The following is a 14,276-nucleotide window of genomic DNA, read 5'->3' as shown; positions in this document are numbered from 1 at the left end:
ACTGCAACTGACCTTGTGTCCTCTATCTCACTGGCACGTTGAGACAAGTATGGTTGCCGGAAACGTCGTCCGCGCAGGCCCGAATCCCTTCGAGCCGCGCGTTCGAGCGGCTCCACCGAGGCCAGGGCGAGGTGCGATGACAGAGACAGGTCTGCGTGAGCAATCGAAAGCGAGGGTTCGAGCGCAATTGGTCGATGCGGCACTGCGATTGTTCGAAGAAGACGGTTTCGACGCGGTGACCGTGCAGCAGATCGCGGATGCGGCAGGCGTCACCCGACGCACGTTCCACCGACACTTTCCCTCGAAAGCGGCGGTGGTGTTCGCCCACGAGGACATCCTGATGGACCAACTGCTCACCGCATTAACGCGCCGCCCCGCCACCGAGTCGGTGCTCACCGCGCTCTATGCCGCCATGCGTGATCTGCTGTTCGGCGACGCGGCAGTGGCCCTGCGGGCACATCAGCTGGACACGATGCGGCGGGCACGCCAACTGCTGACCACCAATCCCGAACTGCGCCAAGCGAATTTCACCGGAGCCGCCGGGCGCCAGCAAGCCCTCGCGCACCATTTCGCCGAACGCAGCGGACTGCCGGTGTCGGATCTGCGGATTCGACTCGCGGCCGCGACCTCCTTCATCGCCACCGGCACCGGCATCGACCAGTGGATCACCGACGGCAACCACAGCCTCACCTCCCTGGCGGCGATCCTCGACACCATCATCGAGACGCTGGCACACGGCATCGACATCCCCGCCGCGGACAACCACGGACAGCAGGCAAGCGACGCGTAGCTCGGCACAACGTCTCATCGAACTGTGTGTCACGCCACGAACTCTGTGATCCGATCCGCGAGACGGCTAGAGTAAAGTCGCGTCTCATTGAGACACCAATGAGACGCTGTGAATGCAACGAGTAGCCGTTCGCCCCAGATCGAAGCCCTGTCGCGCCACGAGAGGATTCGCCATGGTTACTGTGCGGGATGCGACTCTGGATCTGTTTCGTGCCCACGGATTGACGACCTGGTTCGGCAATCCCGGCTCGTCCGAACTGACCTTGCTCGAAGACTTCCCCACCGAAATGCGCTACATACTGGGCCTGCAGGAAATGGTCCCGGTAGGTATGGCGGACGCGTTCGCACAGATCACCGGACGACCCGCCTTGGTCAATCTGCATACCGCACCAGGTATGGGCAATGCGCAGGGCGCCTTGTACAACGCTTACCTGAACAAGGCTCCGCTGATCGTCACGGCGGGCAATCAGCGCAGGGTCATGCAGAACCAGAACAACCTGCTGACCAACATCGAGGCGACCACGGTACCGAAGCCGTTCGTGAAGTGGGCGGCCGAACCTGCCATCGCCAGCGAGGTGCCCGCGGTGCTGGCGCACGCGATCCATGTGGCCCAAACCCCGCCCACCGGACCGGTTTTCGTATCCTTGCCGATGGACGACATGACCGTGACGCTGACCAGCGATCAGCTGGCTGACATTACCCGGGTGCAAGACCGGAAAGTCGTGCACGCCAGGGCGTTTCCCGATGACCCGGCCCGGGATCTCGCCGCGAGGATCAATGCCGCTCGGTCCCCGGCGCTGGTCGTCGGCGCCGAGGTGGAGCGATCAGGTGCGTGGGCGGCGGTGATCGAGTTGGCTGAGCGTCTCAAAGCAAGCGTGTGGTCGGCGCCGCTGACCGGACTGCCCGGCTTCCCGGAGAACCACCCGCAATACCGCGGCGCCCTGCTCCCTGGACGCGGCTGGGTCTCGCAGACGCTCGCCGGCCACGACCTGATTCTCGCCATCGGAACCCCCGTATTCCGCTACTACCCTTTGGTTCCCGGCCCCTACCTCCCCGACAATGCCGAGCTCATCCATCTCACCAACGATCCCGACGAGGCCGCACGCGCACCGATCGGCGATGCGTTCGTCACCGATGTGCGCGCCGCCGTCGAAGCCGTGCTGCCGTATATCGGCGTGGCCGGTCGGCCCGCACCACCGCCGCGACCGCAACCGGCCGCGAGTACCTCCGCCGCCGCCCCGCTGACACCGGAGGTCTTGTGGTCCACGGTGGGCCGGGCCGCACCGGCCGATGCGCTGTGGATCTCCGAAGCCGGGAGCAACGAACCCGCCATCGACGCGAATATCCGCTCCGGATTACCCTTTTCGCATCTGACGGCCGCGGGCGGCGGCCTCGGCTTCGGGCTGCCCGCCGCCGTCGGTGCACAACTGGCAGCACCGGATCGCCCCGTGATCGCCCTCATGGGCGACGGATCGATCCAGTACGCGATCACCGCGCTGTGGACGGCTGTGCAGTACCGGATCCCGGTCACCGTCGTGGTCGCCTCCAACGCCGAGTACGGCGTCCTCGAGCAGTTCGGACTCCTGGAAAACACCGCCGGCGTACCAGGATTGGACCTGCCCGCCCTCGACATCGTCGGCACCGCCGCCAGTTACGGCCTCGACGCCTACCGGGCCGCGGACGCCGACGAACTCGGCGACCTCGTGGCGAAAGCCACTACCGACCACAACCGGCCCACCCTCATCGACGTACGGACAACGCCGGTCACCGACTAGCAGAAATCGTTGTCCACCAATGATTTTCACCGGCGAAGGCCGATCACACCACACGACCCGACGACATCGCGCTCGGGTCGGCGCACCCGACAAGAGCAGCACGAAGGAGAGGTAGATGACCACGGCCACCGCATCGAGCCACCGGGCGCAGCGCGAGTTCGGCAGCGATAACACCGCGGGTACCCCGACCGCCATCCTCGAGACCGTCGCTGCCGCGGCGGCCGGGCTCGCCGCTCCCTACGGCGCCGACAGCTGGACCGACGCGCTGACCCGGCAACTCGGGGAGGTATTCGACCACCCGGTCGACATCGCGCTGGTATCCACCGGCACCGCCGCCAACGCCATCAGCCTGGCCACCCTCACCCCCTCCTGGGGCAGCGTGCTCTGCCACCGCGACAGCCACATCCACAACGACGAGAACACCGCGCCCGAACTCTTCACCGGCGGAGCCAGGCTCACCCCGCTCGACGGCGCCGACGCCAAGATCGACTCCGACGAACTGCGCGCCGCGGTCGACCGCAAGAGCGGCGATCTGCACAAGGCAAAACCCGCTACCCTCAGCATCACCCAGGCCACCGAAGCCGGCGGCGTCTACACGCCCGGCGAAATCCACCAGCTCACCATCATCGCCCAGAACGCGGGACTACGCGTCCACATGGACGGCGCCCGATTCGCCAATGCCCTTGTCGCCCTTGGCTGCCGGCCAGCCGAACTGACCTGGCAGATAGGCGTCGACATGCTCTCGTTCGGCACCACCAAGAACGGCACCATGACCGCCGAAGCGATCATCCTGTTCGATCCCGACCTCGCCACCGAGCTCGGCTATCGAACCAAGCGCGCCGGTCAACTCACTTCCAAGGCCCGCTTCCAGGCCGCACAGTTACACGCCTACCTCACCGACGATCTCTGGCTGCACAACGCAACCCATGCCAACGCCATGGCAGACCGACTGCGCGCGGGCCTGTCTGCCATACCCACGGTTCACCAGCAAGGCAACGCCGAAGCCAACATCACGTTCTATCACCTGCCCCAACCCGTCATCGACGGCTTACTCACCCGAGGCTTCAATTTCCACGCCAACCGCTGGGGGCCACAGGTGGCTCGATTCGTCACTTCGTTCGCCACCACACCCGACGACATCGACGCCCTGATCGACACCATCGACCAACTCACCGGCCGTGTCCATCGGTGATCGTGGCCCACTCGTGCACCAGCACGCTCATGGACTGCTTTCGAGCGGATCTTGCTGAGCAAAGGAGGTTTGATGTCACGGATTTCGCTGGTTTACGGAGGTTGCGACTATTGGGACCGGACCCGCCCGCTGATCGACGGCCGGGTGAGGCCCGAAGGAATCGACCTGACCTTCGTCACGATCAACCCCGACGACCTGGGCCGACGCTGCTTGTTCGGAGCGGAATTCGCGGCCTGCGAGATGTATGCCGTCTCCTACATGATTTTGCGAGCCCGCGGCGACGACCGATTCGTCGGACTGCCGATCTTTCCCTCACGCACGTTCCGGCACCACAACATTTTCCTTCGCTCCGACGCCGGTATCGAAGAGCCGAACGATCTACGCGGCAAGCGGATCGGCATCGCACAGTACTCCAACACGGCGTCGGTATGGGCCCGCGCGGCCTTGCAACACGACTACGACGTAGCTCCGACCTCCATCGAATGGGTGGAAGGCGGCTTCGTCGTGCCTGGCACCCGAAACGGCCACGCCGACATCGAGTTTCCGCCCGGCCTGCACGTCAGCCGCAACGACACCGAACCATTGGAGGAGTTGCTGCTCGGCGGTCGCCTCGACGGGCTCATTCACTACGGACAACCGCGCGCGTTCACCGCCGGCGACCCTCGGGTTGTCCGTTTGTTCCCGAACAGCCGCGAGGTCGAGCGGGCGTACTTCGTCCGGACGGGCTTGTTCCCCATCATGCACGTGGTGGTTTTACGTCGTGAGGTTTACGAGCGGCACCCGTGGATGGCCAATTCGCTCGTCGCCGCCTTCAGCGAGGCCAAAGCGATGGCAGCCCGGCGACTGCACGACACCAGCGCAATCGCCGCGCCACTGCCGTGGTTGTCCGACGACCTCGACGAAATCGCCAGCCTGTTCGCCGACGCACCGTTTCACGGCGACCCATTTCCCTACGGATTCGAAGCCAACCACGCCACCCTCGACACCATGACCACATACCTGCGTGAACAAGGCCTGACTTCGGGCAAGCTCGACCCTCGAACATTATTCGCACCGCAAACACTGATTGCCCCGTTGTCGTGACGGCCGGGAACTCCAAGAACGAGGGAGCCTCGCCGCAACCTGCGATCGATTGTGTCGGTCACCGACACCGCGGGAGGACGCGAGCCGGGGCGCGCAGATCTTCTGGCATCTCCGATGGCCGAAAGTGCTGAGCCGATGCAGCCGACCTGATGAATCTCGGTTATGCACTCGTCCGTGGCACCAGCTCCACGGCGAGTCTTGTTGTGCCGCTTCGCATGACCGACGAGCACGCTAGGTGGTCGAATGGCACGGAATCTTTCGCACCCGGCGGTGAGGGTGCTGCGGTCGAGTTCGAGGCCCGCGTGCCACCGAGCGAGAATCTGTCGATCCGAGAGGCCTCGTCGCCAAGACAGGTCCAAGGGCCGCTGGTCGCACTGGTGAACCCGGTCTATCGGTACACAGGCTGCCGACATCGGCCGCCAAGTGGCTGCTGATCTGCGGGGCGAGAATCTCGAGCTGAAGACCGAGATATCCAAGCTGGATGAGAAGGTCGATCAGTTGCAGGATGTGGTCTTCGATCTCCGGCAGGTGGTGATGGTGGCGGTGTTCCGGCGGGAGGCCAACGGCGACACCGCGGGCGCAGCCGAGATCCGGGCCGCGCTCAACCGGCCAAGAGTGGTGTAGCAGCGTCCGCTTTTTCGCTTTTGGATACAGTTTTGGATACAGTCGCGGATTTCGGCCATATGAAACGAAACAGCCCCTGACCTTGCAATGCAGGTCAGGGGCTGTTTCTTGGGGTGGTCCCAGCTGGTTTCGAACCAGCGACCTTCCGCGTGTGAGGCGGACGCTCTCCCGCTGAGCTATGGGACCTGAACTCATGCCACATGGTGGCGGCCGGTGGGTTGGTACCCGCCGAACGAGATGGAACATTAGCATGCGGCACCGGCGGTTCACCAAATCGCCATCAGGACAGGGGTGGAACGTGGTGGGCGGCAGGCTGTCTCGGTGGGAGGGTGTGGGGTGGCCCGCTCCCCCGTCGGCCTCCCCACGCGAGTCCGAAAATCCTCCCAAACCACACCGGCCACCTACGCCACACTGGCAACCTTGCCGATTTCCCCCGTTCTACCAGCGGATTTGTAGCTTTCACCGGGCGTCCGCTAATGTTCTGTCTCGCACCACGGAGGCCAGAACAGCCACCGAGATGCAGAATGCGGATGTAGCGCAGTGGTAGCGCATCACCTTGCCAAGGTGAGGGTCGCGGGTTCGAATCCCGTCATCCGCTCGGAAGAGGTAGGGCCAGGCAAATTAGTTTAGCCGTCCCCCTTCGCACGGTGGAGTGGCCGAGTGGTGAGGCAACGGCCTGCAAAGCCGTGCACACGGGTTCGATTCCCGTCTCCACCTCGCGCGATTAGCTCAGCGGGAGAGCGCTTCCCTGACACGGAAGAGGTCACTGGTTCAATCCCAGTATCGCGCACCACCGTAGTACCAGGTCAGGCCCCCTTTCGAGGGGGCCTTTCTTGTTGTGCACGAGATATGCACCAGATCGCCTAGTCCGAGCCTTCGTAGCGAGGTGCCGCCTGTGAGCGACCGGTGTTGCCAACATCGCCACGCCGACCCGGTCAGTACGCAACGATCATCTTGTGACTGCACAAGTCGAGGCTGACGACGTTACGCCGTGGGTGGAACGACTCACCGTGGCAGCTGAGCGGGGTGAGTCAATCGACCTCGCCAAAGAGTTTGCTTCCGACTCGGTAGCCTCGGATCCTTCTGGTGGCCACAAGTGGGGGCCCAAACGACAGATACCGGCCACCGCACTACGCGCAGTCTTGAGCAACCGAAACCTTGCTGTCGATCCCCGTGGGATCCGAATCAATGGCGCTCGGATCATCGGGCCGGTCGATCTGGAAGACGTCAAGTTCGAACACCCTGTACACCTCACGGCATGCCACATCGAGCATCACATTGGTCTAACCGGTTCGGCGTTAAAACAACTGAACCTCAACGGTTCCCACATCAATTCACTCGACCTCGACGGCACAACGATCACCGGCGGCCTGTTCGCCAACAAGGTCACAGCGACTGGAAAAGTCCATGCCCGCGCCGCAACCATCGGCGGCCAGCTCGTGCTGAACAGTGCAAGTCTCACCAATCCCCACGGCGTCGCCCTGAACCTTGACGGCGCAACAGTCACCGGCGGCCTGTTCGCCAACAAGGTCACCACCACCGGAGAAGTCCGCGCCCTTGGCGCAACCATCGGGCACCTCGTGCTGGATGGCGCCGATTTCGCCAACCCCGACAGCATTGCCCTGAACCTCGACGGCGCAACAGTCACCGGCGGCCTGTTCGCCAACAAGGTCACCACCACCGGAGAAGTCCGCGCCCTTGGCGCGACCATCGGCGGCCAACTCTCGCTTAACGGTGCCAGTTTCGCCAACCCTGGCGGCACCGCCCTCCACCTCGACCAGGCAACGCTCACCGCCGGCTTGTTTGCCCGCGACGGGTTCACCGCCACCGGAGAAGTCCGCGCCCTTGGCGCGACGATCGGCGGCCAGCTCGTACTGAACGGTGCCAGTTTCGCCAACCCAAGCGGCGGTGCCCTACGCTTAGACGGGACGACGGTTACCGGCGACTTGTTCGCCGACAAGCTCACTGCCACAGGAGAAGTCCGCGCCATCGCCGCAACCATCGGTGGCCAACTCTCGCTGACGGGCGCTGTTCTCACCAATCCCGGCGGCACCGCCCTCCACCTCGACCAGGCGACGGTCACCGGCGGTCTGTTCGCCGACGACGGGTTCACCGCCACCGGAGAAGTCCGCGCCCTTGGCGCGACCATCGGCGGCCAGCTCGTACTGAGTGGTGCCGTTCTCGCGAACCCCGATGGCGTCGCCCTCCACCTCGACCGGGTAACAGTCTCCGGGGGCGTGTTCGCCGACGACGGGTTCACCGCCACCGGAGAAGTCCGCGCCCTTGGCGCGACCATCGGCGGCCAGCTCGTACTGAACGGTGCTAGTTTCGCCAACCCCGACGGTACCGCGTTGGACCTCGAATCCAGTGTCATCGCAACGCTAAGTTTGATTCCAGCCGACGTCGACGGGACAATTGACCTGACACGGGCCACGATCACCGATCTACGGACACCCCCGGAAACTCTGCCACCCGGGCGACTGATCGCCACCGGTTGGCAGGTCACCGATGTGCACGGTCTGATCCGCACCGACCGCAGGGCCGCGACACGTTGGCTGAAGTCAACTCCAACCGGGCGTGGGTTCACCGCTCAACCCTGGCACGCACTGGCCGCAGTCTACGACCGCAACGGACAACCGTCCGACGCGCGCCGACTCCGTTTCACCGCCGCAAACCAAACCACCGCACACGCCCCGTGGCCGACGAAACCACCGCGCTGGATGTACCTAGCTGTCGCCGGGCACGGCTACTACCCCCTCTTAGCGACCGTCTGGCTCGCGGGAGCATTACTGCTCGGGGTCGTAATCACCGACCAAAACACCGAACATTTCATCCCCACCGACAGAGCCGCCGCAAACAAAACCGCAACCGCATACGCCACCGAAACCAACACGCCTCCACCCCAGCCGATAACAGCAGCCGATTCCTGCACTCGGTACCCCGACTATCCATGCTTCAACGCAGTCAACTACGCCCTCGCCAGCGTCATCCCTACCGCGACCGGAGTAACGAAAGCTGACTGGACTGTCAGCTCCACCGCCCCCATTGCCCTGGCTCTCAGCATCCCCGCCCTACGCATCCTCGCCTGGATCTTCACCGCCGTCCTCCTTGCCGGTGTCACTGGACTACTCCGCAAAGGCTAGCTGCGGTGTCCCGGGAGATCGGGTTACGGGAGTGGTCGTGTTCGTTCGGCAGGGGCCGGTGAGTCGGTAGTTGCGTTGCAGGACGCGGCTGATGGGTTGGCGATGGCCGATGCTGGCGTGCGGCCGGGCACAATCGAAGTCGACCGTCATTCGCGCGGTTGAGCAAGGACTCGCGCGGCGTTCGGCAGACGCGCGGGCGGATCCAGTTGTTCCCCGCAGTCACGGCCGGGCTGCTTGCTGGGCTGGGCGTGGCCATCACTGCCTACAGCCGATCACGAATCCCCCTGCACCGCACGGGGTGACTGGCTGTGATCGCCGTCCGAGCACCCGCGGCAGCCCCTGTTCACTACGCGCAAGGCCCCGGATCAGCGACGAGGAAGTCGCGAGCCAGGACCAGCGTCGGCAACACTGGTTGCCCGCCGACTACCTGCTCATAGTCGAGATATCGCGGGTCATTCTGATTCAGAACATGCGGCGCCGTCATGTCGGAGACATGCCGCCAAAACAGTTGCTTGCCGGGGTACAAGTCCGGTCCGGGAAAGACATCGTTGCCCGGGTACAACGGACGACGCTCGGGCTCAATCTCTTTCACGACGTGATGGGTCATGTCGCCGCGGATCAAGCTGATCCCCTGTGCTACTCGGCCAGATCGTTGAGCAGCGGCTCTGTTCCAGTGAGCTTGATTGAGGGGGCGTCCCCCTTCACGGTGGCAACGAAGCCTGTACAGCTCGACGAGAGCGCCAGTTAGCGCTCGGCGTCGTTCGTCCTCATCCAATGCAAGCCGAAGGCGCTCGATAGCTGCGTCGAGGTCACCGATCAGGACTTGAACCCGAGTCATGCGCAGACCCTATCGGCTGGCAGGGTGGCGGGACATTGATTTATCCGACTACCGGTCGGGAGGCCCTGGTGGTGCGTAATCCATGTCTCCTCATGTCGGTAGTAGCGATGAGAATGACGGCAGGGCCCGCACACTCGGTTTCGAACACCTACCGACTACCGCTTCCTGCGCGCTTGACGGCGGTACTCCGCGATCGCCTGCCGCTTTGCTTCCTCGAGTCTGCGCTGGTCAGTCTCGGCTTGCAGTTGCCGTTTCCGGTCCGCAGCTGCTCGGCGTATCGCCTCTTCTTGCGCTCTCTTTCCAAGCTCCGCTCGAGCTCGCTCTCCGCGGGCGACCTCTAGTTTCGACCACTCCGCTCGTATCCGCTCTCGGTTCGCTTCCTCGGCCCGTGCTCGCTGCCGTCGCGCCCGCTCCGCTTCCGCCCGCTCTCGTTTCGCTTCCTCCACTGCCGCACGCTTCGCTGCTGCTCGATCTCGCCGGCGACGCGACTCGCGAACTTGTATCTGCGCTGCGGACAGCGGAGGTTGTGCTCGGGTGGTGAACTCGCGTAGCGCCCGGACGGCTATGGGATGAGCTTCGGGCGTGAGCACGTAGTGCTTGCGCGGGCGCCGGGCCTCCTTCACCGCGTCTATGACTTCGAGGCGCCCGACGATCCAGCCGGCCTTCTCCAGGCGGGCGAGAATCGGATACAGCGTGCCGCTGGCCAGGTTGCAGCGCTTCATCAGGTCGAAACCGTACTGCGGCTCTGGAGCGTTGACGACGAACTCGCGTAGTACGACCACCGTCCAGAGCGTCATCCGGATCTCACGCATCTCGGATCACCTCCGAATGGCTACTGACCAGTAGTGCAGCCGCTGGACGGTAGCCGTAGCATGAGCTTATTGCGATCGCACTCAAACCTTGCAGCACAAATGCCCAGTTGAGACCATTAATTTGACATAAGACAGTTGACATGTTGCATGAATTGGCTCGAATTGCCGTGTCGCGCGACGACTTTTGCAGATTTTCTACATAGGGTCTGAACTGCAAAGACAGTGCCTTCGTGGCACAGGTCACATTGACGACGCAAGGGGGGCGCGCAGAGACTAAAGGCCGTGCTAACCCGATCGGGTGTCCGGTTATCAAACTGTTACCTGCCGCTGTGACATAAGTCACATTGAAGTGGTTAGGTTGGGTTTGGCACGCGGAAAGACCCGAGTCACGTCGGTGTTGGCGCACCTCGGCGACCCGGGCCTTGAACCGAAGGATGTTACCGACGATCTGCGTTCGCCAGAGCTGCAATCACGTACAGGTACATCGCGACCGACCTAGCCGTTTCGGCTAGGTCGTTTCGGTTTACGGAGTCGAACACCAACGAGATGGCGTCGAACCCCACTCCGCCGGCGGTGAATGTCTTCTCCGCCAACTCCATCCAGTCCGGGCCTTCCCCCCAGGGGGGAGGGTCGTTCTGGACGGGGATCTCATCGCGGCACATCATGAACCTCGTTCTCCCGGTTGACCGTCCGACCGGCTTGACCGGACGGCAGGTCCCCCCCGCGCGGCGGGGGCCTTCCGAGATCACGTGGCCACCGAGGGTGCCTCGACGTACGAGATCAACGACAACCCTAAGCGGACGAACCGTACCGACGAATGTGATCCATGCCACGATTCCGGCGTCTACGGCGATAAGTTAATGAGCATTATGTACAGAATATTGACGTAAGAGGTTGGGACTCTTAACAATTGGCCGCTACAGGCGCCAAGGGGTCGAGGTCCCCACGGGTGGTAAAAATCCCGCTTGCTACTGACGAGTAGTACATGACACGCCGAACAACAGGCCGAACACCCGGGTTTCACATAATGTGAAAACGTCGCTGCCGCAACGGATACCCTCACAAATTCGTGGGATCTATCGCCACGCAAGCCACTTCCGAAATACTCTCGCCCGCCCGACGCGAACCCGTCTCCAGCTCCGCCGAAGTCGGCACGGGCCGTGTCGCCTTCTCCGCAGCCAGCATCGCTGCGGCTACGCGCCGTCGATCGGAACCAAGTCCGCGATACGCATCGGGAACTGGTAGCCGGCGTCGAGGACGGGCTTGATCAACACGATGTTCGCGTCACCGCCGTAGCCGACCTCGATCACGGTGAACTCGGAGCCACCGTTCGCGCCGATCTTGACCTTGGATCCTTCCGTAAATGACACGTCAGCAGACTAACTTGAGCGTCTGACCAACCGGCATCTCGACACGCTATGATTCGAATCTATGTTCGAATATTGGACGGACGAGTTCTCTTCGTCGCTTCGCATGGTCGTTGACCCGCCGAAGCCCGTCCTGGTCGAGCTAGGCACGGCGATCTCCACGATCACAAAGCTCCGACGTGGCGGTGTGTCCTTACGAGTCAAGGCCAAGGGGCTGGACCTGAAACGAACGGTGCCCGGTCTGGTCCACGCTTGGGCGGAATGCAACGACGGTTCCTGGATCGCGTTGTGTTCCTTCGTGATTCCAACCGCCGACCGACAGGGCCACGTCCCGGCCTTTCAATGGTGCCCGCGGCGATCGCTGATCGAACCGAACCGAGACAGCGGGAGTATGGGATGACGACAGCCGAAGAACGTCCTGGCGATGTGCTCTCCGTGGTGATGGCCGCCATCGATGACGAATGCGACGCCGGCGGTTTCGTGACCGCGGACATACTCCGTGTCGTTCGCCGCGACCTCGACCCGCCGCCGACCCGCGACGAGGTCATCGCGACACTGACGCTGCTGGCGCTGCCCATCATCGGCGGGCTTCGTGCAGACGGCGACGACTGGCAGGTGGCCGACCCTGCCGACGTGGTTGCCCGCCGGCTCCAGTTTCTGGCTGACGCGGTCGCCGACTATCGGCTCGGCTACTCCCGCGACCTTCACCTCGACGGCCCTTACTGACCCCGGTCAGCGTCAACTCCGGACACCCGGAGGACACTCCGCCCGCCGCCCGGAACTAGCGCGCCGGGCGCGACGTCGAACTGACCATGAAGAACCGCCCGAGCCTGCACCGCGCACCCCACTCCGAGCCACCACTCACCCCCGAACCACTCTCAGACGAAGACCGAACCATCAGGCGAAAGGTTGCGAATGCCTGGTTTCAGCAACACATTACGCAACCCGACGAACCGGCCACGACCGTTCGGATTCATGGACGGTCCAGGATGGATTGACTTGGTGCCGGCAACGCGGTCTGCCTGCGGCAGATTGGCCCGATCACCTTGCCGCGGCACCGCCTGGCGCCGCGGTGAGCTTGCCTCTGCCGTTTTGACCTCGGGCACCGGGGAGTACATCTCACCCCGGGGAACCGGTGTCGATGACCGTCGGGCGAGTCGTTCGCTGATTCGCGTTGACCAACACTGGGTGGATCCAGCGAACGACGGGTGTCGGTTGGTCTCGCGGGCCGGTGAGATAGGTGTGCCAGTGGGCGCGGCGAAGGTGGGACCGAACACTGCGACCGAGCTCCGCGGTCGATGTTGAATACGTTGTATCGCGGCGAGCGGCAAACAATTTGGGTCCGACATCGAAACCAACATCGATGATGGTGGCTCTGCCGGCGAGCTTGTTGCGGCTGCGTGTCTTTCGCTTGGGTTCCGGTGATGATGCTTGACTCACGTCCCGGTTGTCGCTGCACAGGTACAGCAGGAGACTCACAGCCAGGCCGTACGCGTGGCGGTCCTCACCCCATCCGGCTGACCCGAGCAGGATGTCCCCACGTTGATCGTTGATCATCTCTTCTATGGTCAACCGCGCCCGGGTAGGGACCTGAAGGGTGTACTCCTCGTAGCTGCGGTCGAGGCCCTCGTATTGCATGACCGCAGTCAATGCGATGCTCAGTTCCGCAACCTCGGGATCGGCACTTGAGCACGGGCGTCTGTCCTCGGTGTAGCCGGTGACGAGCATTCCAGTAAACATCGGTGGCTCGATGAAACTTTTGTCTGCGCTCTTCGGCGCTGGGATGCGCGTGGGGAAGACTACGAACGGATCCGGGTGCGGCAGCCGGGCGAAGACCTCGCACGGAATCGTTGTCCGGGGGTCGGTTTCCGACAGCCGGGCCGCCAGCTCAGGGTGAACGCGGTAGACCACACGGTGGCGCTGCCATCGGCGAACCATTTCATCGACCATGACCGCTTGGTGGATCGTGTCGACGGCTTGGTGCCCGAACATTGCGATCATGCGGTCCCGTTCGGGTAGAAACACTGCCGGATCCTGGTAGATCCCGATGCGGATTAGGTCGGCCATTCTCCCGATCGGCGGGTTGCTGCGCGCTAAAGTCAGCAGTTCGATTGCGCCAGTGGCGTATTCCTCGGCAGTTCGAGCTGCTTGTTTGGCCGTGATCCCCGAGCTTGTAACCCCTGCCATCGCTCCAGAATGCCAGCGATCACCGACAGATGTAGCGTCGGCGATGCGCCAAAAGGATTCGGACAGAAGCAGGTTGTGGGATCCGATCCGCGTCGACGGGGCGGGGCACGCGCCAGCGCCAGACATGCGGCTTGCCTAGCTGCGCCAGCTGTCGTGCTACTGCGTGTCCTTGCCGCTCGCACTCCGCCATCATCGCGGACGCGCCCACCTCGACCGTGAGGTCGCCGCCTCTGCCGTCCACGTCCACCCAACCGCCACCGCTTCGCCTGACCTCACCACCCACCCGACTGCGTACTCAACGCGACATCTGCACCCAACCCAGCTTCCACCCAACTCTCTTTTGATCTTTTCTTCTCTTTCTTCTCTTCTTCTTCCGTACCCAAAACCCTCCTCACCTCTACTACCTACTTAGGTTCCTGGTCCTGTTCCCGGGGCACACTTCATGCGCCCGCAGGGTGTATGAAGT

Annotated in this window: 12 protein-coding genes and 4 tRNA genes; 10 read left to right on the top strand and 6 right to left on the bottom strand. The window is 63.4% G+C overall.

From position 1 onward, the window contains the following. Nucleotides 1-136: 136 nt before the first annotated feature. From ACFQ9K_RS44090 to ACFQ9K_RS44070, 5 genes are all read left to right on the top strand, one after another. Complete coding sequence (locus ACFQ9K_RS44090; RefSeq protein WP_378723657.1) at nt 137-790, top strand: TetR family transcriptional regulator; 654 nt, start codon at nt 137-139, stop codon at nt 788-790. Between the two features lie 172 nt (nt 791-962). Then, nucleotides 963-2,564, top strand: coding sequence for a benzoylformate decarboxylase (gene mdlC / locus ACFQ9K_RS44085; protein WP_378723655.1), 1,602 nt, complete (start codon nt 963-965; stop codon nt 2,562-2,564). Between the two features lie 115 nt (nt 2,565-2,679). Next, nucleotides 2,680-3,756, top strand: coding sequence for a threonine aldolase family protein (locus ACFQ9K_RS44080; RefSeq protein ID WP_378723652.1), 1,077 nt, complete (start codon nt 2,680-2,682; stop codon nt 3,754-3,756). Nucleotides 3,757-3,828: 72 nt separating this feature from the next. Continuing rightward, the gene (locus ACFQ9K_RS44075; RefSeq protein WP_378723649.1) at nt 3,829-4,839 is read left to right on the top strand and encodes an ABC transporter substrate-binding protein; all 1,011 of its coding nucleotides are present in this window, start codon (nt 3,829-3,831) and stop codon (nt 4,837-4,839) included. Between the two features lie 423 nt (nt 4,840-5,262). Beyond that, complete coding sequence (locus tag ACFQ9K_RS44070) at nt 5,263-5,463, top strand: hypothetical protein (protein ID WP_378723647.1); 201 nt, start codon at nt 5,263-5,265, stop codon at nt 5,461-5,463. Nucleotides 5,464-5,577: 114 nt separating this feature from the next. Here ACFQ9K_RS44070 and ACFQ9K_RS44065 read toward each other — a convergent pair. Further along, nucleotides 5,578-5,649 (bottom strand) — tRNA-Val (locus ACFQ9K_RS44065). Nucleotides 5,650-5,989: 340 nt separating this feature from the next. Between ACFQ9K_RS44065 and ACFQ9K_RS44060 the strand changes: the two genes are divergently transcribed. The 4 genes from ACFQ9K_RS44060 (at nt 5,990) to ACFQ9K_RS44045 (ending at nt 8,606) form a co-directional block, all read left to right on the top strand. Further along, nucleotides 5,990-6,061, top strand: a tRNA-Gly gene (locus tag ACFQ9K_RS44060). 48 nt (nt 6,062-6,109) lie between these two features. Continuing rightward, a tRNA-Cys gene (locus tag ACFQ9K_RS44055) sits at nt 6,110-6,180 on the top strand. A 1-nt stretch (nt 6,181) separates the two neighbouring features. Continuing rightward, a tRNA-Val gene (locus ACFQ9K_RS44050) sits at nt 6,182-6,256 on the top strand. A 163-nt stretch (nt 6,257-6,419) separates the two neighbouring features. Beyond that, nucleotides 6,420-8,606, top strand: coding sequence for a hypothetical protein (locus tag ACFQ9K_RS44045; RefSeq protein ID WP_378984525.1), 2,187 nt, complete (start codon nt 6,420-6,422; stop codon nt 8,604-8,606). Nucleotides 8,607-8,952: 346 nt separating this feature from the next. On the opposite strand, the gene ACFQ9K_RS44040 is transcribed toward ACFQ9K_RS44045, so the two are convergent. The 3 genes from ACFQ9K_RS44040 to ACFQ9K_RS44030 form a co-directional block, all read right to left on the bottom strand. After that, nucleotides 8,953-9,444: a hypothetical protein gene (locus ACFQ9K_RS44040; RefSeq protein WP_378726501.1), complete on the bottom strand. Its 492-nt coding sequence runs from the start codon at nt 9,442-9,444 to the stop codon at nt 8,953-8,955. A gap of 155 nt (nt 9,445-9,599) precedes the next feature. Further along, nucleotides 9,600-10,256, bottom strand: a complete 657-nt coding sequence (locus tag ACFQ9K_RS44035; protein WP_378726503.1) for a helix-turn-helix transcriptional regulator — start codon at nt 10,254-10,256, stop codon at nt 9,600-9,602. Between the two features lie 1,193 nt (nt 10,257-11,449). Then, nucleotides 11,450-11,626, bottom strand: coding sequence for a hypothetical protein (locus ACFQ9K_RS44030; RefSeq protein ID WP_378984523.1), 177 nt, complete (start codon nt 11,624-11,626; stop codon nt 11,450-11,452). A 393-nt stretch (nt 11,627-12,019) separates the two neighbouring features. On the opposite strand from ACFQ9K_RS44030, the gene ACFQ9K_RS44025 reads away from it, so the two are divergent. Next, nucleotides 12,020-12,349 carry a hypothetical protein gene (locus tag ACFQ9K_RS44025; RefSeq protein WP_378726506.1) on the top strand — a complete coding sequence of 110 codons (330 nt, stop codon included), beginning with the start codon at nt 12,020-12,022 and terminating at the stop codon, nt 12,347-12,349. Nucleotides 12,350-12,501: 152 nt separating this feature from the next. On the opposite strand, the gene ACFQ9K_RS44020 is transcribed toward ACFQ9K_RS44025, so the two are convergent. Then, nucleotides 12,502-12,729, bottom strand: coding sequence for a hypothetical protein (locus ACFQ9K_RS44020; RefSeq protein WP_378726508.1), 228 nt, complete (start codon nt 12,727-12,729; stop codon nt 12,502-12,504). A gap of 13 nt (nt 12,730-12,742) precedes the next feature. Next, nucleotides 12,743-13,810 (bottom strand): hypothetical protein, encoded by a 1,068-nt coding sequence (locus ACFQ9K_RS44015; RefSeq protein WP_378726510.1) that lies wholly within the window; start codon nt 13,808-13,810, stop codon nt 12,743-12,745. Between the last annotated feature and the right edge of the window lie 466 nt (nt 13,811-14,276).

The organism is Nocardia sp. NPDC056564 (assembly GCF_042793755.1).
In the GTDB taxonomy this organism is placed as follows: Bacteria; Actinomycetota; Actinomycetes; order Mycobacteriales; family Mycobacteriaceae; genus Nocardia.
This window is presented reverse-complemented; position numbering and strand designations above follow the sequence as displayed.

What these genes read in the sequence shown, in the direction of transcription:
- mdlC (WP_378723655.1), top strand. Translation starts at nt 963, where the DNA reads ATGGTTACTGTGCGGGATGCGACTCTGGATCTGTTTCGTGCCCACGGA.
- ACFQ9K_RS44035 (WP_378726503.1), bottom strand. Translation starts at nt 10,256, where the DNA reads ATGCGTGAGATCCGGATGACGCTCTGGACGGTGGTCGTACTACGCGAG.
- ACFQ9K_RS44075 (WP_378723649.1), top strand. Translation starts at nt 3,829, where the DNA reads ATGTCACGGATTTCGCTGGTTTACGGAGGTTGCGACTATTGGGACCGG.
- ACFQ9K_RS44080 (WP_378723652.1), top strand. Translation starts at nt 2,680, where the DNA reads ATGACCACGGCCACCGCATCGAGCCACCGGGCGCAGCGCGAGTTCGGC.
- ACFQ9K_RS44015 (WP_378726510.1), bottom strand. Translation starts at nt 13,810, where the DNA reads ATGGCAGGGGTTACAAGCTCGGGGATCACGGCCAAACAAGCAGCTCGA.
- ACFQ9K_RS44025 (WP_378726506.1), top strand. Translation starts at nt 12,020, where the DNA reads ATGACGACAGCCGAAGAACGTCCTGGCGATGTGCTCTCCGTGGTGATG.
- ACFQ9K_RS44040 (WP_378726501.1), bottom strand. Translation starts at nt 9,444, where the DNA reads ATGACTCGGGTTCAAGTCCTGATCGGTGACCTCGACGCAGCTATCGAG.
- ACFQ9K_RS44090 (WP_378723657.1), top strand. Translation starts at nt 137, where the DNA reads ATGACAGAGACAGGTCTGCGTGAGCAATCGAAAGCGAGGGTTCGAGCG.